Source organism: Pararhizobium sp. LjRoot255, assembly GCF_964252905.1.
Taxonomy (GTDB): domain Bacteria; phylum Pseudomonadota; class Alphaproteobacteria; order Rhizobiales; family Rhizobiaceae; genus Pararhizobium.
Genome location: NZ_CAXUPQ020000002.1, coordinates 789,421 through 811,076 on the forward strand (window position 1 = coordinate 789,421; position 21,656 = coordinate 811,076).

19 protein-coding genes are annotated in these 21,656 nt (G+C 60.2%); 12 read left to right on the plus strand and 7 right to left on the minus strand.

Annotated elements, in window-relative coordinates; all coding sequences use genetic code 11:
* Positions 1-209: 209 nt before the first annotated feature.
* The 4 genes from ACSQ2W_RS22775 (at position 210) to ACSQ2W_RS22790 (ending at position 7,568) form a co-directional block, all read left to right on the plus strand.
* A complete protein-coding gene (locus ACSQ2W_RS22775; protein ID WP_436088432.1) occupies positions 210-1,901 on the plus strand; it encodes a hypothetical protein in 1,692 nt (563 codons plus the stop codon).
* Positions 1,902-2,028: 127 nt separating this feature from the next.
* Entirely contained in the window at positions 2,029-4,017 is a 1,989-nt protein-coding gene (locus tag ACSQ2W_RS22780) for a hypothetical protein (RefSeq protein ID WP_436088981.1), read from the plus strand.
* A gap of 8 nt (positions 4,018-4,025) precedes the next feature.
* Positions 4,026-6,215, plus strand: coding sequence for a type I secretion system permease/ATPase (locus ACSQ2W_RS22785; protein ID WP_436088433.1), 2,190 nt, complete (start codon positions 4,026-4,028; stop codon positions 6,213-6,215).
* Positions 6,216-6,227: 12 nt separating this feature from the next.
* Positions 6,228-7,568 carry an HlyD family type I secretion periplasmic adaptor subunit gene (locus ACSQ2W_RS22790; RefSeq protein WP_436088434.1) on the plus strand — a complete coding sequence of 447 codons (1,341 nt, stop codon included), beginning with the start codon at positions 6,228-6,230 and terminating at the stop codon, positions 7,566-7,568.
* A 231-nt stretch (positions 7,569-7,799) separates the two neighbouring features.
* Here ACSQ2W_RS22790 and ACSQ2W_RS22795 read toward each other — a convergent pair whose 3' ends face one another.
* Positions 7,800-8,186 carry a hypothetical protein gene (locus ACSQ2W_RS22795; RefSeq protein ID WP_436088435.1) on the minus strand — a complete coding sequence of 129 codons (387 nt, stop codon included), beginning with the start codon at positions 8,184-8,186 and terminating at the stop codon, positions 7,800-7,802.
* A 759-nt stretch (positions 8,187-8,945) separates the two neighbouring features.
* Positions 8,946-10,022, minus strand: a complete 1,077-nt coding sequence (locus tag ACSQ2W_RS22800) for a D-TA family PLP-dependent enzyme (RefSeq protein WP_436088436.1) — start codon at positions 10,020-10,022, stop codon at positions 8,946-8,948.
* Positions 10,023-10,209: 187 nt separating this feature from the next.
* On the opposite strand from ACSQ2W_RS22800, the gene ACSQ2W_RS22805 reads away from it, so the two are divergent.
* From ACSQ2W_RS22805 to ACSQ2W_RS22830, 6 genes are all read left to right on the plus strand, one after another.
* Positions 10,210-11,058, plus strand: coding sequence for a transporter substrate-binding domain-containing protein (locus tag ACSQ2W_RS22805; RefSeq protein WP_436088437.1), 849 nt, complete (start codon positions 10,210-10,212; stop codon positions 11,056-11,058).
* A 75-nt stretch (positions 11,059-11,133) separates the two neighbouring features.
* Positions 11,134-11,796: an amino acid ABC transporter permease gene (locus tag ACSQ2W_RS22810; protein ID WP_436088438.1), complete on the plus strand. Its 663-nt coding sequence runs from the start codon at positions 11,134-11,136 to the stop codon at positions 11,794-11,796.
* 5 nt (positions 11,797-11,801) lie between these two features.
* Complete coding sequence (locus ACSQ2W_RS22815) at positions 11,802-12,467, plus strand: amino acid ABC transporter permease (protein WP_436088439.1); 666 nt, start codon at positions 11,802-11,804, stop codon at positions 12,465-12,467.
* Between the two features lie 106 nt (positions 12,468-12,573).
* Entirely contained in the window at positions 12,574-13,344 is a 771-nt protein-coding gene (locus tag ACSQ2W_RS22820; protein WP_436088440.1) for an amino acid ABC transporter ATP-binding protein, read from the plus strand.
* Positions 13,345-13,363: 19 nt separating this feature from the next.
* The gene (locus tag ACSQ2W_RS22825; protein WP_436083927.1) at positions 13,364-13,753 is read left to right on the plus strand and encodes a RidA family protein; all 390 of its coding nucleotides are present in this window, start codon (positions 13,364-13,366) and stop codon (positions 13,751-13,753) included.
* Between the two features lie 57 nt (positions 13,754-13,810).
* A complete protein-coding gene (locus ACSQ2W_RS22830; RefSeq protein ID WP_436088441.1) occupies positions 13,811-14,611 on the plus strand; it encodes an IclR family transcriptional regulator in 801 nt (266 codons plus the stop codon).
* A gap of 4 nt (positions 14,612-14,615) precedes the next feature.
* Here ACSQ2W_RS22830 and ACSQ2W_RS22835 read toward each other — a convergent pair whose 3' ends face one another.
* Positions 14,616-15,500, minus strand: a complete 885-nt coding sequence (locus tag ACSQ2W_RS22835) for a helix-turn-helix domain-containing protein (RefSeq protein WP_436088982.1) — start codon at positions 15,498-15,500, stop codon at positions 14,616-14,618.
* Positions 15,501-15,614: 114 nt separating this feature from the next.
* Here ACSQ2W_RS22835 and pobA point away from each other — a divergent pair, with 114 nt between their 5' ends.
* Entirely contained in the window at positions 15,615-16,787 is a 1,173-nt protein-coding gene (gene pobA / locus ACSQ2W_RS22840; protein ID WP_436088442.1) for a 4-hydroxybenzoate 3-monooxygenase, read from the plus strand.
* Positions 16,788-16,794: 7 nt separating this feature from the next.
* On the opposite strand, the gene ACSQ2W_RS22845 is transcribed toward pobA, so the two are convergent.
* From ACSQ2W_RS22845 to ACSQ2W_RS22860, 4 genes are all read right to left on the minus strand, one after another.
* The gene (locus ACSQ2W_RS22845) at positions 16,795-17,586 is read right to left on the minus strand and encodes a 3-methyl-2-oxobutanoate hydroxymethyltransferase (protein WP_436088443.1); all 792 of its coding nucleotides are present in this window, start codon (positions 17,584-17,586) and stop codon (positions 16,795-16,797) included.
* A gap of 132 nt (positions 17,587-17,718) precedes the next feature.
* Positions 17,719-18,945: an NAD(P)/FAD-dependent oxidoreductase gene (locus ACSQ2W_RS22850; protein ID WP_436088444.1), complete on the minus strand. Its 1,227-nt coding sequence runs from the start codon at positions 18,943-18,945 to the stop codon at positions 17,719-17,721.
* Positions 18,946-18,956: 11 nt separating this feature from the next.
* Positions 18,957-19,271 carry a MocE family 2Fe-2S type ferredoxin gene (locus tag ACSQ2W_RS22855; protein ID WP_436088445.1) on the minus strand — a complete coding sequence of 105 codons (315 nt, stop codon included), beginning with the start codon at positions 19,269-19,271 and terminating at the stop codon, positions 18,957-18,959.
* A 35-nt stretch (positions 19,272-19,306) separates the two neighbouring features.
* A complete protein-coding gene (locus tag ACSQ2W_RS22860) occupies positions 19,307-20,392 on the minus strand; it encodes a fatty acid desaturase family protein (RefSeq protein ID WP_436088446.1) in 1,086 nt (361 codons plus the stop codon).
* Positions 20,393-20,547: 155 nt separating this feature from the next.
* Here ACSQ2W_RS22860 and ACSQ2W_RS22865 point away from each other — a divergent pair, with 155 nt between their 5' ends.
* Positions 20,548-21,579: a LacI family DNA-binding transcriptional regulator gene (locus ACSQ2W_RS22865; RefSeq protein ID WP_436088447.1), complete on the plus strand. Its 1,032-nt coding sequence runs from the start codon at positions 20,548-20,550 to the stop codon at positions 21,577-21,579.
* Positions 21,580-21,656 lie beyond the last annotated feature (77 nt).

Here is a 21,656-nt window from a genome sequence, read left to right on the forward strand (position 1 = left end):
AGTGTAGCGAGCCTTAATCAGACGAGCCCTCTCACCAACATTTCTGGGAGGACCATTCAATCAACAATCACGACAATGGAAGAGGTAAGCGGCCTTGCGATGCACGTCCGCTTTTTGAGTAGTAGTTCAACTTCAACATCTGCGTGGCCAAGACCGTACAGAAGATGAATGACGGTCAAGCTGTCGCGGATCCAGACAAGGACACGACAATGTCGGACAAGTTCAGGAATAACCACGATCTGAAATTCTACGACGACGACCAGGAACAGACACAGGACCAGGGCCAAGGCCAAGGCCAGGGCCAGGGCCAGGGCCAGGGCCAGGGGCAATCCCAGAGCAGTGAATCGGAAAACTACAACCTTAACGGAAACGGCAATCTCAACGGGAGTCTCAATCTTAACGGGAACGGCAACCTGAATGGCAATGCCAATTTCAACGACAGCGAGAACACCAACGAAAACGTCAATACCACGACCGTCGACGTCGGGGTTACCGTGGATGTTGGGTTAGAAGGCTACCTGCCCAGTGATGATGACTTCGCCGATATCGATGTAGGCGGTGGCAGCTCCATCGACGGTGTGTTCAACATCAGGTTCGACGATATTCTCAATGACGCCCTGGACGGCGAAGGCAACGATGTCGGAAACGTCATCAACCAAGTCGCCAACTTGCAGGATAACGATCATTTGAACAGCGCCGAGGTCAGCAATGACGGCACGTTCGAGCTGAACAACAATGCCAATGGCGGATCGGCATCGGCTGCTGACGGCATCAACGGCGGTGGCTCCGGCGGCGATGGCGGCAATGACGCAGATGCCGATGGCGGCGATGGCGCACGCGGCGGTGACGCCACTGGCGGCAACGGCGACGGTGGCAATGGCAGTGGCGGTCTGGCCGTCAGTCTGGCGGCAGGAGGAATCAGTGAAGGCGGCCATGCCGACGGTGGTTCAGCGACTGGCGGCGCCGCATCGAGCGGCAGCGCCGACGGCGGCAACGGTGACGGTGGCCGCGGTGGAAACGGAGCCGAAGGCCTTGGCGTCGGTCTGGGGCTTGGCCTCGGGCTCGGTGCCGGCTTAGCCTTTGCCGGTGACAGCAGCAATGGCGGCAACAACACGGCTGGCGACGGCGCCGGCGGTGGAGACGGCGGAAACGCCAACGGCGGCGATGCTTCTGACGCCGGAGACGGTGGTGATGCCACCGGCGGCGCAGCCAACACCGGCATTGGCGCTGTTCTCGGTCTGATTGATCCTGTCATCGTCGACAATAATGGCGGCGACGCCACAGGCGGTGCTGGCGGTGGCAACACCGGAGGTGCCGGCGGTGGTGCAGGCGACGGCGGCGCAGGCGGTGCTGGCGGTGGTGCTACGGATGCCGGTGACGGCGGCCGCGGTGGCGACGCTCTTGGCACCGGCACCGGCACGGGCACCGGCACTGGTAACGGCACAGGCACCGGCGGCGACGGCGGCAATGGTGGAGCCGGGACCGGCGGCGATGCGGCCAGTGGCAGCGCCACGAGCGGCGACGTCTATGGCGGTTGGGCAGAAGCTGGCGGCGGAGACGGCGGCGCTGCTTTGAGCGGCGCATGGGCCGACGGCTTTGGCGGTGACGGCTACGGCGGTTGGGCCTATGGCGGAGACGGCGGTGCCGGCGGTGCCGGCGGAGTGGCCACAACGGGCTATGGCGGTGCTGGCGACGGTGGTTCGTGGGGCTCTGGCAATGGTGACGACGGTTTCGTCACCGGCACGAGCTCGGCGACAGCTGATGCCGTCATCGAAACCAACGCCTTCAACCAGGAAATCGTGATGGGTGCAAACCTGCAACAGAACGCGATCGATATGACCGTGGTCGGTGGCAGCCTCACCAGCTCGGTGGTTGGAGAAGATGGGGACGATGACGCATAAGAGCAGACAGGCTCTCAACCAATTGTGAAACACGCAATCTCGGCTGCGCAGGTTTCCTGCGCAGCTACCTCATGCCGCCAGACCACTCGTGGCGGCGGCGACTGACCGGGGAGCTCGTGCCGTGACGATGTTGGACAAGATCACCGAAGAGATCGCCCATTTCATTGGCGTCTTCCATGTCAGCGTCGAAGACGCTCGATTCCGGGAGGCGTATCCCGAATTCTCCTTTAATCCGGTCAAGGCTGAACTTGATCCGCTTCCGGTTATCGAAACTGATTTCGCGGCGCCCTATGAGTTGCTGGGTTACGAGCCCGGGCTCGACTACCGGTCGCCTAAGCCTCAGCCTTGGCATCTCGATCCGCGGCCGACGGGGTTCCAGGGCACACCACCTCCCCAAAGCGCTGATGGAAACGTCCCCGGCAATACGGAGTACCACTGGCCGAAACATGAGGCCGCCACCTCCCACGGGACGACGAAATTTATTCCGCCGGAGATCGAGCCTCCCGGATCGGTCGTCAATCATCTCAATCAGGCCATCGCGCTTTCCGACAATGATTATTTTAGTGTTGGCGGGCACGGCCTCGTCTTTTCCCCAGACCCCATCGATAATTCCGAGTTGCTCGAAGGCGCAGAAGCCGCAGCCTCGCTATCGCCCATCGGCGATCTGGAGCGACCCGGTTCGAGCGCGGAAATCATCGCGGTCATCAAGACAACCGTTAGTCAGCTTGACGCCGCCGAACCCGGTGCAGGCGACGCCGTGCAGGTGTTCACTACGGCGAAGACCATCGAAGGCGTGTATGTCAACGGTGAACTGGTTGCCGAGGCGCCCAAGCTTGAGGACTACCACTCGTTCGATGGCGAGGAGGAGGAATCCGAAGACGATCCGGGCGCCAACACCTGGACGACGGGCGACGGGACAGTCGCCATCGAATCCTCGGTCGAAGTCGAGGCCGGCGGAAACACCCTGGTCAACGACGCCGTCTTGAAGAGCTTCTGGACCGGCGGGACAGTGACTGCAGTCGTCGGTGACCATGTCGAGGTGAATGCGATTGTCCAGATCAACGCGCTGTGGGACGTCGATGCGATCACCTCTGCGGTCGGCGAACCGACGACCGGTGACGCCAACGAGCTGTTCAACAGCGCAACGTTCGAGCGTTTGGACGCCTCCAGGGAACCAGATACAGATCCGGCAAGTGCCGGCGACTATCCGCAATACTGGTCCATCACGGAGATCGAGGGAGACCTCATGATCGTGAACTGGCTGGAGCAGTTCATCTTCATGAGCGACAACGATGTCGGAATTCTCTCGTCGTCCGGCGTCACGACAAGCGTTGTGAGCGGCGACAATCTTGGCGTGAACCACACGTCCATCTTCGAACTGGGCTTTGCCTACGACCTGATTATCGTTGGAGGGTCGGTCTATGATGCAAACATCATTCAACAAATGAATGTCTTGTTCGACAACGACGTCGTGGGCGGCGCGTCCGGTTTCCACACCACCGGAAAGGCTGTCTCCTCGTCCGCAAACCTCCTCTGGAACCAGGCCCACATCGCCAATATCGGAGATCCGCACCGGTTCGATGCGTTACCGCAACAGTATCTGGACGCCGCAAACGCGCTGGCAGGTGGCAGCAGGAATATTTCGCATAAGGTGCTTTCGGAGGACGCGTTCACAGGCCTGGAAGGACTGCAAGTCCTGCATGTCAGGGGCGACCTCCTCAAACTTCAGTCCATCCAGCAGACAAACATTCTGGGCGACAGTGATCAGATCGCACTCGCGATGGATGCGATAGCCCCCCATCTCGATGCCGGATGGTCGATCTCGACGGGCTCCAACGCGCTCATGAACAATGCCGCCATCGTCGACCTCGATTCCTTCGGAAAGACCTATGTCGGTGGCGATCAATATTCCCAGGAGACACTCTATCAAGCCGAGCTGATATCGCGCCGTCCTGACTTTGGCAGCCCCGAAGCGGACGCACTCGTCAACGAGGCCGTGCTCTTCCTCGATGATTCAATGTTGGACCCGACTGATGCGGCGGTGCCCGAGCCTCACATTGCAGCAGAATACGATGCGCACCTGGATGACGGGGTGAACAGCGTGCTTGGACATTAGGGGGATGAATGTTTGATATTCGCAATCGCCTTGCCGGCTCAACCGGACCGATAGAGGCCAAGACTGAGGACGCATGCACCGCTCGGGGCGCATATGACACTACGGGGGAAGCATGCGCAAAATTCGAGCGTGCCGTGGAGGAATGCCTGAACGCCAGCATGGGCGGACTTACGCCAGAAGCAGACATATCCCGCCAGCAATCCGCGGCGGCGGGCCAGCCGATACAACCGTCATATAAGGTCCGCAACACGTTTGCGCCGCCTCAGGGAGCAGACCACGCGCCCTTTGAGCCGGTTTGCAAGGCCTCGCCTGAGTCGTCGGCACGCGGCGTGCCAGAGGCCAGGGCAGTCGATGGCATGAAGGTCGTTGAGGGCGACTATGGTCCCGTTACGGCCGGTCCTCCTTTGGCTGGCAAGCCGTTTTCGGGTGGCCGCGGCACAGGATCGGGCAAAGGACGCGGCACGTTCCACAAGCGTCTGGGGCCGATCGACTTCACTGCCAGTCTCAAGGCAGGCATCAATGCCGTACGGCACAACCTGATGATCGTCATGTTGTTCACGATCGCGAGCAATGTGCTCGTCCTGGCGATCCCGATCTATCTGTTCCAGATTTCCGATCGCGTTCTGACAAGCCGGTCGATCGACACTTTGATCATGCTGACGGTCGTGATCGTCGGCGCGATCATTTTGCAAGCTATGTTCGACGCATTGCGGCGCTTCGTCCTGATGCGTACGGCCGTGGAGTTTGCCGCCCAACTTGGCGCGCCGATCCTGAGCGCTGCGGCCCGCGCTTCGCTGCAAAGCAATGGTCGAGAGTACCAGACCCTCGGCGATCTTCAGCAGGTTCGCTCTTTTTTGGTATCGAGAACGCTGCTGTCATTTCTTGATGCGCCGATCGCGCCTGTTTTTCTTCTCGCTGTTTTCCTCATTCATCCGCATCTCGGATTTATCGTCGTGACGACAGCGATCCTGCTTCTCATTCTCACGCAGATAAACCAGCGCATGACAGCCACACCCTTCGCAGATGCAAACACGGCTCAGGTGAAGGCCAATCTTCACCTGGATTCGATGACGCGCAACTCGCAGATCATCAATGCGCTGGCAATGATACCGGAAGCAGTGCAGATCTGGGGAAAGGACACCGCCGCCTCCCTGAAAGCACAAGTCATTGCCCAGGACAGGAACATCGCGATTTCAGCGATTTCTAGGGGTACGCGGCTTTTAACCCAGGTTACGATGCTAGGCTGGGGTGCATATCTCGCGGTTGAGGGCGAATTGACCGGCGGCATGGTGATCGCCTCATCGATCATCGCCGGTCGCGCGCTCGCGCCGATTGAAGGCGCAATCGAGGGATGGAATCAATTCAGCCAGTCACGCGCCGCCTATGGCCGGATAGCGGCCTTGCTGAAGGCTTCGCCTTTCAATTTCGAACGTCTCAATTTGCCGAAGCCCGAAGGACGCCTTGACGTCGAACGGCTGCTTTACGTGCCACACGGGACCAAGCGTGTCGTGCTCAACGGGATCTCATTCTCGCTGCAGCCTGGAGATTCTCTGGCGGTTATCGGCAACTCGGGCGCGGGAAAGACCACGCTGGGCAAGATGCTTGTGGGATCGATCCTGCCAACCTCGGGAAATGTCAGACTGGACCTGATGGATTTGCGCAACTGGGACCAGCGCCAATTTGGCGAGAATATCGGCTACTTGCCGCAGGACGTGCAACTCTTCCCCGGCACGATCAAGGCCAATATAGCCCGGATGAGGATGGACGCCGAAGATGAGCAGGTCTATCGCGCAGCGATGCTGGCCGACGTTCATGAGATGATCGCGACCCTGCCGCATGGGTATGAGACGGTGGTCGCTGCCGATGGCTCCCCCCTTTCCGGCGGCCAGAAGCAACGTATCGCCCTCGCCCGCGCGTTCTTCGGAGATCCCCATCTGGTGGTGCTGGATGAGCCCAACTCGAACCTCGACAATGCAGGCGATGCTGCACTCGTTCGGGCCCTCCAGCATGCGAAGGAGCAAAAGATCACCGTCGTCACCATCACCCAGCGGCCCGCGCTCCTCAAAGGCGTGGACAAGATACTCCTGCTGGTGAACGGAACGGTGGCGCTGTTTGGCATGCGCATCGACGTTTTGAAAGCGCTGGAAACCCGCGGCATAAACATCGAGGGCGGCGCCTTCGGTCATCAACTGCAGTAGGAGACGGCCCGTATGTCTGACATCGCCAAGGTCCACGATATAGAATGGTACGCTGATGTTCCAAGATCGATCTGGAAGCAGACGACAGTCGGGTTGGTGCTGTTGGGCGTATCATTCGGTGGTTTCGGGACCTGGGCGTCCACAGCCCCCCTCGCGGCAGCTGTCATCACGCAGGGCAGCTTCGTTGCCACAGGCCAGAACAAGATTTTGCAGCACCTGGAGGGCGGCATCATCAAGCAAATTCTCGTCAGCGAGGGAGATCAGGTCGCCGAAAATCAGCCGCTGGTACGGCTCGACGAGACCGCGGCGCTGGCAAAAAAACGGGAGCTGTTTCTGCGCCGCATGAGATTGGACGTGACAGCGGCGCGTCTGACGGCGCAATTCGAGCGCGCCGCTGTTCTCGATATCTCGAGCTTGCTGAACGAGCATCGTGCCGACCAAGATGTCTGGTCGATCCTCGTCAGCCAGCAACTCAATTTCAAGGCCCAGCAGCTTAAACTTTCCAGCGAACTCTCCCTGCTTGAGCAAAACATAAAAGCTCTGCAATTTCGCGAGGTAGGTTATACACGGCAGCGTGATGCGACCGTGCGGCAGCTGGAGCTGCTCGGGGATGAGCATCAAAGCAAGAAGACCCTGCTGGCCAAAGGACTGGTGCGTGCAAATGAGGTGAAGGCCATACAGCGGGCGATTGCCGAGGCTGAGGGGCAGATTGGACGGCTTGAGGCAGAGATAGCAGAGACACAAGCACAGTTGGTCAAAGGACAACAAGAAATCCTGCGGGCGGAAGGTGTCTACCGGGAAGAAGCTCTCGAACGACTGCAATCGATACAAGGTGAACGCGATGCGGTTCGCGAACAATTGCGCGACGCCGAAAATGTGCTCCAGCGCGCGACGATCAACGCGCCCGTCTCCGGTACTGTTGTCCGTACCCATTACCATACGACCGGCGGCGTGATCGAAACCGGCAAGGCGATTCTCGAAATACTTCCTGCGGGCGTGCCCTTGATCATTGAAGCGCAGATATCCCGCAACGACATCGACAGCGTGAAGCTCGGGCAGACCGCCACCATACGTTTGGTCGCATTAAACCAGCGAACAACACCGGTGCTGCAAGGAACCGTATTCTATATTTCGGCGGATGCCGTGCAAAACAGCAAGACAGGCTTGGCAGAGCATGACGTCTATCTGGCTCGCATCAATATCTCGTCTGAAGAAATCGCAAGGGTCCATGGTTTCGCGCCAACGCCTGGCATGCCCGTCGAGATAATGATTCAAACAACGGAAAGAACGTTCTTCAGTTACATTGCGAAACCAATTACAGACAGTATGTCCAGGGCCTTCTCCGAACAATGATTTCTTTTACCTACACTCATCTGACTGCTTATCCCGCTTGCTCAGGGAACTACAACATCTTGTAGGGAACGGAGTCTCCACTCCGCTTCAGGATGGCGGGCAGGTGGACTTAGGTCGCTCGAATGGGCGCATTGAGGGTAGCCGTCACGTTTCGGGGAGGGAGGTCCATTGCTCCCTAGCGCTTCGGGCAGGGTTATTCATGGAATTATGTAGCAACTGCCACCAAATCGGTCATTCAACGTTCCGCGACGGCGATGGGACTTGGGTTTGAGATGGCCGTTTCAACTTGGCCTCATGCAGATTCCAGATCGTGAGAAACAATGTCGTCACGGCGAAGAGGGCCAGCGCTACGAGATGGATTTTACCGATGCGGCGGGCGAAATAGGACCTGGCCTTGGCCTCGACGGCTCGACCTGCGGCTCCAAGCTGGCGAGCATTGTCATTCAGATGCCGGGTTATGCGCCCGCTGATTTCGTCCCGCGCGTGGGACAAATCATTTTCGCTCGGCCCTGCATTCAATCCAGAACGCACAGCGCTAAACAGCAGGATTGCCAACAACGCCCAGAACACCAGGAAAGACAGGGCAAGAAGCTGACCGCTGGGGGTGGTCGTATCCATTGAAGTCTCCGGGCTATGCAGCAATGATCGCCGCATCAAAAAAGCTTTGCTTGCCGCGCGTGCAGATACCGGAGACATTCTCCCAATTGACTTGTATTTTCAACGTTAACGCGCGGCCTTCGGTTCATGGGGTAATTCGATCAGCCGTTCACCACTCCGCTGAGCTACATAAATTCCGGTTATTCAGCGGCAAGTGCGACCGACGGGCGTGCGGCCGGAAGGCTGGGCAGAATTCTCGGCACCAGGGCGTTCGGATTGGAATAGCGGCGACCTGTTCGGCGCTCCTCTCCCGGTCTTCGCAGCGCAAGGACGGGACGTTGCTATCGCCGGTTTGGACATTGCATTGGCGGCACGAGTTAGCAGCATTCATATCGTTAGTTCGCCCCCCTTCGACCACGCTTTCACATGGTCTGTTTGGGCTGAGTTCGGCTGGTTTGGTTCGTTAGTTGTCCCCACGCCGCAGTGTTCACATGTGGTATTTCCGTCGGCGTTTTTTGACCTATCTTGCGCGCGATCGCGCTTACCTTTGTTAAAACGCCTCCTTGGGACTTTTTTGACATCTTGATTATTTTCTACGCCGCCGGCATCGGCGTGAGCCGCATCCCCACTGCCTGCTTTAGACGAAGAAAAAAGCCTGTCAGTTACACCAAGCCGAGCGTCCGTTGCCTTCCTTAGGTCCGGCGAGCACCTGCGAAAACGCCGAAGCCAATTCCTGCATCTCCAGATTGTTGTCGCAGCTGGCTCAGCCTATCTCCGGCCTCAAACGATCCGCCCGCGCGCCGCGACCGTCCATATGCCGCTTATCTCGCCCTGTTCCACGATATTCACCGCATCGACCATGTTGGTGACCACGCAGGCGTGGTTGGGGACGATGCGAAGCCTGTCGCCGACCTTGAGATTGATCGGGCCTTCGCAGACGAGGCGGCCATGTTCTTCCGAGAGCTGGTCGATGGCGATGTCACCCCGACCGAGAACATGGCCGTAACCTGAAAGGCCGAGAAGATCGGAGGTCAGCGTCTTTGACCCGGCATCGATGATGGCGCGGTTGGCTGATGGCACCGAGACGACGGTTGCGAGCACCGTGAGTGCGCAGTCGTCCCAGCCGCAGACGCCGCGCGAGACCAGCGAGCGGTCGTTGTAGACATAGGTGCCGGGGCGGTATTCGGTCGTCACCGGCGCGTCGGCGGCATGCATCATCGACGGGGTTCCGCCTGACGTAACGACGGGAACGGCGATCCCCGCCGCCTCGATGACGGCCTTGGCGCGGCTCATGAAGGATTCGACCGCAGCCGCGCCGTTCGCCGGCGGATAGGTCATGAGGCCGCCGAAGACGAGACCAGGTGCTTTGGCTATTCGTTGCGCAAGCGCGGCGGCAGCTTCCGGGGTTGGCACGCCGCAGCGGTCGGCGCCAGTATTGCATTCGACCAGAACCCGAAGCGGCGCCGGTTGCCAGGCAAAGACAGCCGAGAGGCCGTCGATCACCGTTTCATTGTCGGCGACGACGCTGAGCGTCACTTTCCGGGCGAGCGCTGCGAGGTGCCCAAGTTTTTCTGCGCCGAGGATGTTGTAGGTGATCAGTACGTCGCGAATCTCCGAGCTGCCGGCAACCATGGCCTCGGCCTCGGACACCTTCTGGCAGGTAATGCCCACGGCCCCTGCCCTGAGCTGCATTTCCGCCACTGCAGGCAGTTTGTGCGTCTTGATATGGGGGCGGACCTTCAGCCCGTGCGCATCGGCATAGGCCTGGTAGCGATCGATGTTGCGGCGGGCGATATCGAGATCGACCAGCACGGCCGGTGTGTTCACGGTCCGAAGCGTCGCTGCAGGCTTGTCCATGAGATCTCCGGAAAAAATTTCAGATGCAATTTCAGGCGCAAGGAAATGCAGCACGGCTGGTGCGCCGATTCCTATCGGTCAAGTCTTGACAATTTATGCATCCTGGCGCTGAATACGTCAATCCGGTAAAGCAGACATATGTCCACAATACCGGACAATAAGAATGACCGTTCATCAGGGGAACATCATGATCATTTCGCTCCGCGCCAGCGCGCTTTCGCTGACAACCGCCTTCATTCTTTCTGCAATGCCCGCAGCCGCCCAGCAGGCGGCGAGCAAGCTCGACGAGGTTCTGGCCCGCGGCCATCTCGTTCTCGGCACCGGCAGCACCAATGCGCCGTGGCACTTTAAGAGCTCCGAAGACAAGCTGCAGGGTTTCGACGTCGACATGGGCCGCATCGTCGCCAAGGCGCTCTTCGGCGATCCCGACAAGATCGAGTACGTCAACCAGTCGTCCGACGCGCGCATCCCGAACATCACCACCGACAAGGTGGATCTGACCTGCCAGTTCATGACGGTGACCGGCGAGCGCGCCCAGCAGATCGCCTTCACCATTCCCTATTACCGGGAAGGCGTCGGCCTGATGATGAAAGCTGACGGCAAGCATGCTGACTATGCAGCGCTGAAGGCGGCCGGTTCGTCGGTCACCATTTCGGTTCTGCAAAACGTCTATGCCGAGGACATGGTCCATGCCGCCCTGCCGGAGGCGACGGTCGACCAGTATGAATCGGTCGACCTGATCTATCAGGCGCTCGAATCCGGCCGCGCCGATGCGGCGGCGACCGACCAGTCGTCGCTCGCCTGGTACATGACCCAGAACCAGGGCCGCTATAAGGATGCCGGCTACGGCTGGAACCCGCAGACCTATGCCTGCGGCGTCAAGCGCGGCGATCAGGACTGGCTGAACTTCGTCAATACCGCCTTGCACGAGGCGATGACCGGCGTCGAGTTCGACTTCTATGCCAAATCGTTCAAGACCTGGTTCGGCAAGGACCTGACGCCGCCGCAAATCGGCTTCCCGGTCGAGTACAAGTAAGCCACACGGCACGTCGTTGGGACGAAGGGTTTGAGCCCTTCGTCCTTCCTCCACCCTCTACGGCAGGATGCCGCCATGGGTTATACGCTCAATTTCGCCGCGGTCTGGCGCAGCTTCGACCAGCTTCTCGAAGGCCTGTTGCTCAGTCTTGGTCTGGCTTTCATCTCCATCCTGATCGGTGCTGTGATCGGTCTTCTGGTCGCCTTTGCGCTCACCGCAAAAAGTGGCTGGGTGCAGCGGCCGGCTGCGACCTATGTGACGATCATCCGCAACCTGCCGATCCTCGTGCTGGTGCTCTTTGCCTATTTCGCGCTGCCGCAGATGGGCGTTCGGCTGGGCAAGATCGAGAGTTTCGTTGCGGTGCTGTCGATCTATTCCGGCGCCTATCTGGCGGAAGTGTTTCGTGGCGGACTGATCTCAATCCCGAAAGGGCTGACGGAAGCCGGGCTCGCCATCGGGCTGACGCTGATGCAGATCCGCGTGTCGATCATCGTGCCTTTGATGCTGCGCAACGTACTCCCGTCGCTGTCTTCGACCGTGATTTCGCTGTTCAAGGATACGTCGCTGGCAGCAGCGATCGCCGTGCCGGAACTCACCTTCGAGGCGCGCAAGATCAATGTCGAGAGCTTCCGTGTCATCGAGACGTGGATCGTTGCGTCCGGGCTCTATGTCGCCACCTGTTCCGTGCTTGCCGCGCTGATGCGTCTGGTCGAGCGGCGGCTTTCGGTACCGAGGTGATGACCATGACGGATTTCTCCGCCTTCTTCGATCAGCTCTGGATCGCCCGCTTCGTTATCCTGAAGGGGCTCGGCGTTACCGTGTCGATCTCGCTTCTCTCGATCATAGCCGGATCGCTGCTGGGCGTTCTCGTCGGATTGTCGCTCGTCTACGGCAACGGGGTGGTGCGGCTCGTGGTGCGCGCCTATACCGACTTCATCCGCGGCACGCCGGTGCTGGTGCTGGTTCTCGCCAGCTATTATGTGCTCTCCACCATCGGTATCGAGCTTGGGCCGTTCCAGGCCGGCGTTCTGGCTCTGGCGATCTTCTGCTCGTCGCATGTCGGCGAGATCGTGCGCGGCGGATTGCAGGCGATCCCCAAGGGGCAGACCGAGGCCGCCAAGGCGATCGGGCTGACCTTCCGTCAGACATTCGCCTATGTGCTCTGGCCGCAGGCGCTGCGGCAGTTCCTGCCCGCCTGGGTGAACACGGCGGCCGAGATGGTCAAGGCCTCGACGCTGCTTTCGGTTATCGGCGTCGCAGAGTTGCTCTTGCGTACGCAGGAAATCATCTCGCGCAATTTCCTGAGCCTGCAGTTCTATTTTTTCGCCGGGCTTCTCTACTTCGTCATCAATTACGGCATCGAGCGGTTCGGCAAATATGTCGAACGCAAGACCGCCGTTCCGTCCTAAATCACATGCCTTCGAAGAAGCATGTGATTTAGCTCTTTGTTTTAACGCGGGATGTTTCCGAAAACCGCAAACGCTTTTCGGCATCCCGCTCCAAGGGCACCACGTCATGAGCAAGGTACTTCTCGAAATACAGGGTCTGCGCAAGCAGTATGGCACCGTCGAAGTGCTTAAGGGGGTCGATTGCACGATGCATGAGGGCGAGGTGATCTCGATCATCGGTTCCTCCGGCTCCGGCAAGACGACGATGCTTCGCTGCATCAACATGCTGGAAGAATTCCAGGGCGGGCGTATCCTGCTCGAGGGCGAGGACATCGGCTATGAACAGACCGGCTCCGTCCGCAGGCGCAAGAGCGAGAAGGACATCGCCCGCCAGCGCGCGCTGACCGGCATGGCGTTCCAGCAGTTCAACCTCTTCCCGCATATGACTGCGGCGCAGAACGTCATGCTCGGTCTCGTCAAGGTGAAGAAGATGCCGCGCGACGAGGCGCGTGCCGTCGCCGTAAAATGGCTCGACCGCGTCGGCCTTGCTTCCCGCGCCGATAACTATCCCGGCCAGCTTTCCGGCGGCCAGCAGCAGCGCGTTGCAATCGCCCGGGCGATTGCGATGAACCCCCGCCTGATGCTGTTCGACGAGGTAACATCGGCGCTCGATCCAGAGCTGGTCGGCGAGGTGCTGCAGGTGATCAAGGGACTGGCGGCCGATGGTATGAGCATGCTGCTCGTCACGCATGAGATGCGTTTTGCCTATGAAGTCTCCTCGCGGGTGATCTTCATGAATCAGGGCGTGATCTGCGAGGAAGGCGACCCGAAGGAGATGTTCGTCCGGCCGAAAACCGAGCGGCTCGCGGAATTCCTCAAGACATCCAGTTTCAACTAAAACAAAAGAGAGAAGATTCATGACTATCAAGCGTTATGGTGCCGGCGAAACGGGCGCAGGCGGACAGCCCCTGCCCTTCGCCCGTGCGGTGGAAGCCAATGGCTGGCTGCATGTGTCCGGTCAGGTGCCGATGGAAAACGGCGAGATCATCCGCGGCGGCATCGTTGCTGAAAGTCGCAAGGCGATCGAGAACCTGATCGCCATCCTGCATGAGGCAGGATACGGTATCGAGGACGTGGTGCGCGTCGGCGTCTGGCTTGACGACCCCCGCGACTTCTGGAGCTTCAACGGCGTCTATGCTGAATATTTCGGCGCCAATCCGCCGGCGCGGGCCTGTGTTCAGTCGCGCATGATGGTCGATTGCAAGGTGGAGGTCGATTGCGTCGCCTATCGGGCGGACAGGGCTTGAAATGCCGGGCGCGGCTTGCAAAGGTCGCGCCCTTGACCCTTGAAGAGGACGGATCGAATGGCTGATGGCGCAGAAGACATCGTATCGCGGCGTACGCGGGGTCTTGATCGTGCCTTCGAGATTCTCGAATTCCTGCGGACGAAACGCCAGCCGATGCGGCCGAACGAGATCGCAGTCGAGATCGGCGCACCGCGCTCGTCGGTCTACGAGCTGATCAATCTTCTTTTGCGTCACGGCATGCTGGACTATCAGGGCGGCGACGGCCGGGTGTTTTTGGGGCGCAAGCTTTATTTCCTCGGCACGGCCTACGCCGACCAGTTCGATCTGATGCGCGAATCCGAGGACCTGCTCGCGCGTCTGGCGGAAGAAACCCGCGAAACCGCGCAGATGTGCCTCCTGGAGGGCAACAAATACACCGTCGCCATGATGCGCGAAGGCATGCGCGCATTCCGCATTTCGTCCAACATCGGCGAGCTGGTGCCGATCCCGTGGACGGCTTCCGGCCGCCTGCTGGTGGCGCATCTCACCGACGCGGAGATTGTCGACTTCATTCCCGCCGACGATTTCGTTCTGCCGAGCGGCAAGCGGCTGGACCCGGCGCGGTTCATCTCCGAAGTCCGGCAGGCGACCATCGACGGCTATTTCACCTTCAACAGCGAAGTGGAAACCTTCACCCATTGCTTCGCCGTGCCGGTGCATCAGGCCGGTGGTCAATGCGTCGCCACGCTCTGCCTTGTCACGCCAAAGGAAGACGGGTTGCGCAATCGTCAGGCCTATCTCGATAGCCTGCTCGCCGCCGCACACGAACTGTCCGAGCAGCTCGGTTATTCCACCGGGCGCAAGCGTGCCGAGAGGTAACGGCTCAAGCCACCCTGTTCTGCGCCATCCGCCATTGCCGCGGCGACAGGCCTGTGTGAGTCAAAAAGAAGCGCGAGAAATAGGCGGGATCGGAAAAGCCGAGACGGTAGCCGATTTCCTGCACCGGTAATTGCGTGAAAAGCAGTTCACGCTGGGCTTCGTCGATCAGTTTGCCATTGATGAGTGTCTGGGTGTTGCGGCCGGTGAGCTGCTTGACGACGCGGTTCAGGTGCGTCGGGGAAATGCCGAGTTCGCGTGCATAGAAGGATGCTGGTTTGTGCGAGCGGAGATGCTGGTGGATCAGGCCCGTCAGCCTGTTCAGGCGACGCTCGTTTTCATTTGCTCCGTCCTCTTCGTCGCCGCGTCCGGCGGCAAACAACCGTGCCGTTAGCCTCAGCGCCGCCGTCAGATAAGCCTCGCACAGATCGGTGGGTCCCGTCCGCCGCGCGGCTGTTTCCGCGGCGAGCCGATGCAAGGTCTCGGCAATATAGCGACTGTCGGCGTGCTCCCTTGACAGTCCCGTCAGACGTGGCACGGCCAGCCACTCGCCAAGCCGGCCACGGTCGGCGGGCATGGTCTTCAAGTGCGAGGTCAGCACTGTGAAGACATAACCGTCGATGTCCTTGGAAAACCGAAATCCGTGGCGCGCGAACGGGGGCACCGTGATTACCGCGGGCGGCACGATCGGATGAACATCATTGCCGAATATCGCATCTCCGGATCCGGCCTCGATGTACAGGATCTGAAAGAACTGCTCGTGGCGGTGCAGTCCGATCTCCCAATGATGCAGGCTGCTGCGCGACGGGATTGTTTCGCAATGCAACCAGAAATCCGGTGAATCGCCTGTTTTTTCGCCATAAAGGTCGTATGTGGGGATAGCGCGCATCAGCTTCCTGCATATTTCTTAATGTTCGATTTGTGCAATTTCTTGGCCGCAATGTCCATGGAGGCGATCCTGTGCCGGTGGCACAACGGAGGCAATGCACGGCTTCGGGAGGAAGAGATGCGCACGCAGGTTGTCATCATCGGTTCGGGTCCGTCCGGCTTGCTGCTCGGACAGTTGCTGGCGAGAGCCGGGATCGAGGCGGTCATTCTGGATCGGGTCGGCAAGGACTATATTCTCGGACGGGTGCGCGCCGGCGTGCTGGAGCAAGGCACGGTCGGACTGATGGACGAGGCCGGCGCCGGCTCACGCATGCACGCCGAGGGTCTGCCGCATGACGGCTTCTCGCTTGCCTTCGATGGGCGCGATCACCGCATCGACCTTAAGGAACTGACCTGCGGCAAAGGCGTCATGGTTTACGGGCAGACTGAGTTGACGCGCGACCTGATGCTACACCGCGAAGCGAGGGGCGCCACGACGATCTACGATGCATCCGATGTCTGCCCGCACAATTTTGATGGCCAGTCACCGTATGTGACCTACGAGATCGGGGGCGTTACCCATCGCATCGACTGCGATTACATCGCCGGGTGCGACGGTTTTCATGGCGTCAGCCGCAAGTCCATTCCCGAAAGCGCCATCCGTACCTTCGAGAAGATCTATCCTTTCGGCTGGCTGGGTATTCTCGCCGACGTACCTCCGGTTAGCCACGAACTGATCTATGCCAACCATCCGCGCGGCTTTGCGCTCTGCTCGATGCGATCGGAAACGCGCAGCCGGTATTATCTGCAATGTCCGCTTGACGAGAAGATCGAGGACTGGAGCGACGATCGCTTCTGGGACGAGCTGCGCCGGCGGCTCCCCGCGCATCATGCCGAAGCCCTAGTGACAGGCGCATCCTTCGAAAAATCGATCGCTCCGCTCCGCTCCTTCGTTGCCGAGCCAATGCGTTTCGGCAAGCTCTTCCTCGTCGGAGATGCCGCCCACATCGTGCCGCCGACCGGCGCCAAAGGGCTCAATCTCGCGGCGAGCGATGTCCACTACCTCGCTTCAGGTCTCGCTGAATATTACCAGGACCGCTCACTCGCCGGCATTGATGCCTATTCGGCCCGCGCCCTCTCCCGCGTCTGGAAGGCTGTGCGGTTTTCCTGGTGGATGACGACGATGATGCACCGCTTCCCGGAGACCGGTGCTTTCGACCAGAAGATCCAGGAAGCCGAACTCGACTATCTCACCCATTCTCGTGCGGCGGCGACGGCACTTGCCGAAAATTATGTGGGATTGCCTTATTAAGATTGCGCTAGTCCAGCGACGTCAGGAATGCCTCCAGTTCCACCGGCTCGATACCAATCAGATGCGCCTTGCCCGGATAGGTGCCGGATTTCACGTCCGCGACATATTCGCAGAAGGCGGCGATGCGCTCCCGTTGCAGGCGGTCATATTCGGCGGCGAAGTTGCGGTAGATCTTCGCGTGACGCGGGACGTGGCCCTTGTTGGCGCCGAGTACGTCGTCGGCAAAGAGGTATTGTGCGTCGCAGCCCGCTCCGGCGCCCATCGAGAGCATCAGCATGGAGGTGCGTTTGCTGATCGCGCTCGCGACGTCGACGGGCACGACTTCGATTTCAGCGGCGAACGCGCCGGCTTCCTCGAGCGCCGTGGTTTGGCGCCAGATTTCGAGCGCGCTCAGCGACGTCTTGCCGACGGCGCGAAAACCACCGGTCCAGGTGGCTTTGGAGGGAATGAGGCCGAGATGGCCGCAGACGGGGATGCCTTCGTCGCGCATGCGGCGCACTGTCTGCAGGCTGGCGGCGCAATAGACGGCGTCGCCGCCGGCCTTCAGCGCCTGGAAGGCTGCCCGGATATATTCCTCCGCTGTGACGAAGTCGCCATATTCGAGCCCAGGGAAGGCGAAGCAGGAGGGCGCGGCTTCGCGGAAGGCCGGGCCGAGCAGGGATGGTGGTACGGAGAGAAGGTCAACCCCTGCCCGCTCGGCGGCATCCGCCTCATCCAGCGTTTCGACGCGCAGCATGCTGAGCTGGCGTTTGCCCTTCATTGACAGAAGGTCGGCCACGGTCGGGCGGCGGTGTCTCATTGATCTTTCCCCTTTTCGCGGCCGGCCGGCAGGTGCCCGCCACCGTCTGGTTCTGTTGTGATATCGAAATTGAGGTGAATGGCGTCGGGTTGGAAAACCGCATCCCGCAGGAAACTGGCGGCATCCCGCGTTTCAGGCTGCGAGCAATGTTTTGAGCTTGGTCCCCGGTGTCGCCAGCACCACGGGATCGGGGCGGACACTCGCCGCGATCATCATTTCGGCAAGGCGGATGCCGCGGGCAACGGCGTTACCCGCTCCGATGCCGCTTGCTGCCAAAAGGCGCCCATCGGCGTCGAGATGGAAGAGGATGAAAGCCCCGTCTGTCATATCCCGGCGGACTGTTTGCATCGCGCCGTCGGCAAGCCCGGCGATCTGCAGCGTCAAGTCGTATTGATCCGACCAGAACCATGGCACGGCCGATACCGCCTCCCCTGCCCCCAGCAGATTGGCAGCAGCAAGCGTGCCCTGATCCTGGGCGTTACGCCAAGCCTCCAGCCGCACCCGGCGGCCGTCGTAAAGCGACAGCGGGAACGAGCAGCAATCGCCGGCGGCAAAGATATCCGGATCGGATGTTTCAAGATGCGTATCGACGGCAATGCCGTTATCGATCGCCAGCCCCGCGTCGCGGGCAAGCTCGACATTCGGGACGGCACCGATGCCGACGACGATCAGGTCGGCTTCAATGGTGCGGCCATCATCGAGCAGGACGTATGCGCCTTCACGATCTTCCGACAGTCCCTGGATCTTCACGCTGCAGAGGATTTCAACGCCCTCCGCCTTGTGCCGCGTGGCGACCACCGCGGCCACCTCCTCGGGCACGCCGCGACTGAGGATGCGTGGCAAACCCTCAACAAGCGTCACCTTCGCACCGAGCTTGCGGGCGGTTGCGGCAAGCTCCAGCCCGATGAAGCCGCCGCCGATGATGGCCAGGTGCCTGCCCGGCTGCAGGGCGGCGCGGATCGCGACGGCGTCGCCGTGTGTGCGCAGCGTCCTGACACGATGATTGGCGCCGGAAAGTCCCGGAAACGGCCGTGGTCGAGCCCCCGTCGCCAGCAGCAGGCGGTCGTAAATCAGGCTGTTGCCGTTCGAGAGCTGAACGGTTTTTCCAGCCGGGTTAAGGCTTTCGACGCTGTGGCCGGTCAGGATGCCGATACCTGCGTCAGCATAGCGGGCTGCGTCCGAGACCAGTTTCGGCTCAAGGCCATGCAGTAGCGCGTCCTTCGACAGCGGGGGGCGCTCATAGGGCATATGCTCTTCGGCGCCGACCAGTGTGATCCGCCCGTCGAAATTCTTTTCACGCAGCGCGAAGGCGGCACGCGCGCCGCACTCCCCTGCCCCGATGATGACGATGTGCGACATGGTGGGGTCCTTCAGGCAAGCGAGATGAAGACGCTGCCGGCTTCGACCTTGACCGGATAGGTCTTCAGGTTGATGCAGACGGGAGCACCCTTGGCTTCGCCGGTCTTGTAGCTGAACCGGCCGTTGTGTTTTGGACACTCGATGATGTCGTCCATTACCAGCCCGTCGGCGAGATGGATTTTCTCATGCGTGCAGAGGCCTTCGGTCGCAAAGAACTCGTCGTCTGGACTGCGATAGACGGCGAATGTCCTGCCCGCGTGGTCGAAGCGGATGACGTCCTCTTCGTCGATCTCGTCGGTCGCGCAGACTTCCACCCAGTTGCTCATGGTTTCCTCCATTCGATCTTGTTCGGGGCGCCGCTCTATTCGGCGGCGATCGGTTCGGCGTGCAGCTCTTCCCGGTAGGGCTTGGCCGTCGGCGGCAGTTCGCGCTTGAGAAAATAATCCTCGTTTCGGAGTTGGCGCCGGAAGGCCGGGATCATCTCGCGATAGCCCCCAAGGATCGATGTGTTCGGCGCCGGCAGGTCGTGCTTGATCATTTCATGGAGCCGCGGCAGCGCGTGATAGGGCACCATGGGGAACATGTGATGCTCGACGTGATAGTTCATGTTCCAGTAGATGAACCGGCTCACCGGGTTCATATAGACTGTGCGGCTGTTCAGCCGGTGATCGATGACGTTGTCGGCTAGACCGCCATGCTGCAACAGGCCGGTCATCACATGGTGCCAGGCACCATAGAGACGCGGCAGACCGATCAGCATCAGAGGCAGGATCGAGCTTACGGCGATCGCAAGGGCGATCGTCGCGACATGGATTGCCAGCCAGATGCGGGCGACGCGGATGGCGCGCGGCTGCTCCTGCTCGGGAATGAAGGTCTTTTCTTCGGCGCTGATCACACCGGCGGCATTGCGGACCATGTCGATCATCGCATAGGACACGTCGTGAATACCGAAGAAGTTAAGCACGAGGCGAACAAGATCCGGTGGCCGCATGACCGCGATTTCCGGGTCGCGGCCGACGATGACCGTATCCGTATGGTGGCGCGTGTGGCTCCATCGCCAGGTTACCGGGTTGCGCATGATCATGAAACAGGCGATCTCGTAGACCGCATCATTCATCCACCGGGTCTTGAAGGCGGTGCCATGGCCGCATTCGTGCCAGCGTGAATCCGAGGCTGAGCCGTACAGGACACCGTAGATGAGGAAGAAGGGTACGCACCACCAGGAACCCCAGAAAGTGATGCCGAGGCCGCCGCACACAATCATGCTGCCGAGCCAGAGGATGGTATCGCGGATGGCCGGACCATCCTCGCGCTTCATCAGCTCCTTCATCTGCTTGCGCGGAATGTCGGTGTGATACCATTCCGCCGCGGCAAGCCCGCTTTCGACAGCGGTCTGGGCATCGCGGCCGAGCAGACTGTAATCGCGTTTCGTGGCGGCCCTGTTCATCTGTGATCCTCCCTGCGCATCGTTTCCGGATGCGCCCTGTGCTGTAATCGTGAGGATAGGTTGACTTTCGCGGCGGCTCAATGCAGCCTTGATATATTCTATCAAAGTACATCAAAAATGGATGTAATGAATGATGGTTTACATCAGGGGGAGACATGAGCGGACGACCGACCATTGCCGATCTTGCCAAGGCTGCCGGCGTAAGCGTCGCCACTGTTGACCGCGTGCTGAACGGACGTCACCGTGTGCGCGAGGAAACGGCGCGCCGGGTCTACGATGCGGCCAAATCGATCGGCTATCATGCGGTCGGCCTGCTGAGGCAAAGGGTATTCGAGGATTTGCCGCAATACAGGCTGGGCTTCGTCCTGCAAAAGCCCAACCAGTTTTTCTACCAGTCCATGGCAAGGGAGATCGAGAATGCTGCGCTTTCGGCGCCGGGCATTCGCGTCGTTCCGCAGATCGATTTTGCTGCAAGCGCGACGCCCGCGGCCATCGCGGAAAAGCTGCGGGCCATGGCGGCGCGCAATCAGGCGATCGCCCTGGTCGGGCCCGATTATCCGGCAGTGACGACAGTTGTGGAGGAACTGAAGGAAAGAGGGATTCCGGTTTTTTCGCTTCTGTCGGACTTCGCAACCGGCATTCGCGAGGGCTATGTCGGTCTCAACAATCGGAAAGCTGGACGCACGGCGGCGTGGATGATTGCCAAGGCGGCACGCAGGCCGGGAAAGGTGGCCGCCTTCGTCGGCAGCCATCGCTTTCATGGGCACGAGCTGCGGGAGATTGGCTTTCGATCCTATTTTCGGGAGAACGCGCCTGAATTCGAGGTCCTCGATACGCTGGTCAACCTTGAAACAGCCGAGATCACCCATGAGGCGACGCTCAACCTGTTGCAGCGCCACCCTGATCTGGTCGGCTTCTACGTCTGCGGTGGCGGAATGGAGGGCGCAGTTTCGGCCTTGGCCGAGGAGAAGCTCGCCGGAAAGCTGCTGGTGGTGGTCAACGAACTGACACCGGAATCGCGCGCGGCGCTGGCCGAGGATCTCGTCACCATGGCGATTGCAACGCCGGTCGCTCAGCTCGCGCGGGAACTGGTCGGCCTGATGGTTGGCGCCATCGATCGCGGAGTTGCCGGGGTTCCTGGCCAGACATTCCTCCCCTTCGATATTTTCACGCCTGAGAATATTTAAGCGACCAGGTGCAGAATGATGGAATTCCATCATTACGTTTTCGTATTCTTTCACGGATGAAAGAGAAACGGTCGTGT

Bases quoted from the DNA above. Each gene is read 5' to 3' on its own strand.
- ACSQ2W_RS22830 (WP_436088441.1), top strand. From the start codon at position 13,811: ATGGCTGATGGCGCAGAAGACATCGTATCGCGGCGTACGCGGGGTCTT.
- ACSQ2W_RS22855 (WP_436088445.1), bottom strand. From the start codon at position 19,271: ATGAGCAACTGGGTGGAAGTCTGCGCGACCGACGAGATCGACGAAGAG.
- ACSQ2W_RS22795 (WP_436088435.1), bottom strand. From the start codon at position 8,186: ATGGATACGACCACCCCCAGCGGTCAGCTTCTTGCCCTGTCTTTCCTG.
- ACSQ2W_RS22775 (WP_436088432.1), top strand. From the start codon at position 210: ATGTCGGACAAGTTCAGGAATAACCACGATCTGAAATTCTACGACGAC.
- ACSQ2W_RS22820 (WP_436088440.1), top strand. From the start codon at position 12,574: ATGAGCAAGGTACTTCTCGAAATACAGGGTCTGCGCAAGCAGTATGGC.
- pobA (WP_436088442.1), top strand. From the start codon at position 15,615: ATGCGCACGCAGGTTGTCATCATCGGTTCGGGTCCGTCCGGCTTGCTG.
- ACSQ2W_RS22850 (WP_436088444.1), bottom strand. From the start codon at position 18,945: ATGTCGCACATCGTCATCATCGGGGCAGGGGAGTGCGGCGCGCGTGCC.
- ACSQ2W_RS22790 (WP_436088434.1), top strand. From the start codon at position 6,228: ATGTCTGACATCGCCAAGGTCCACGATATAGAATGGTACGCTGATGTT.
- ACSQ2W_RS22810 (WP_436088438.1), top strand. From the start codon at position 11,134: ATGGGTTATACGCTCAATTTCGCCGCGGTCTGGCGCAGCTTCGACCAG.
- ACSQ2W_RS22800 (WP_436088436.1), bottom strand. From the start codon at position 10,022: ATGGACAAGCCTGCAGCGACGCTTCGGACCGTGAACACACCGGCCGTG.
- ACSQ2W_RS22860 (WP_436088446.1), bottom strand. From the start codon at position 20,392: ATGAACAGGGCCGCCACGAAACGCGATTACAGTCTGCTCGGCCGCGAT.
- ACSQ2W_RS22845 (WP_436088443.1), bottom strand. From the start codon at position 17,586: ATGAGACACCGCCGCCCGACCGTGGCCGACCTTCTGTCAATGAAGGGC.
- ACSQ2W_RS22785 (WP_436088433.1), top strand. From the start codon at position 4,026: ATGTTTGATATTCGCAATCGCCTTGCCGGCTCAACCGGACCGATAGAG.
- ACSQ2W_RS22825 (WP_436083927.1), top strand. From the start codon at position 13,364: ATGACTATCAAGCGTTATGGTGCCGGCGAAACGGGCGCAGGCGGACAG.
- ACSQ2W_RS22815 (WP_436088439.1), top strand. From the start codon at position 11,802: ATGACGGATTTCTCCGCCTTCTTCGATCAGCTCTGGATCGCCCGCTTC.
- ACSQ2W_RS22805 (WP_436088437.1), top strand. From the start codon at position 10,210: ATGATCATTTCGCTCCGCGCCAGCGCGCTTTCGCTGACAACCGCCTTC.
- ACSQ2W_RS22780 (WP_436088981.1), top strand. From the start codon at position 2,029: ATGTTGGACAAGATCACCGAAGAGATCGCCCATTTCATTGGCGTCTTC.
- ACSQ2W_RS22865 (WP_436088447.1), top strand. From the start codon at position 20,548: ATGAGCGGACGACCGACCATTGCCGATCTTGCCAAGGCTGCCGGCGTA.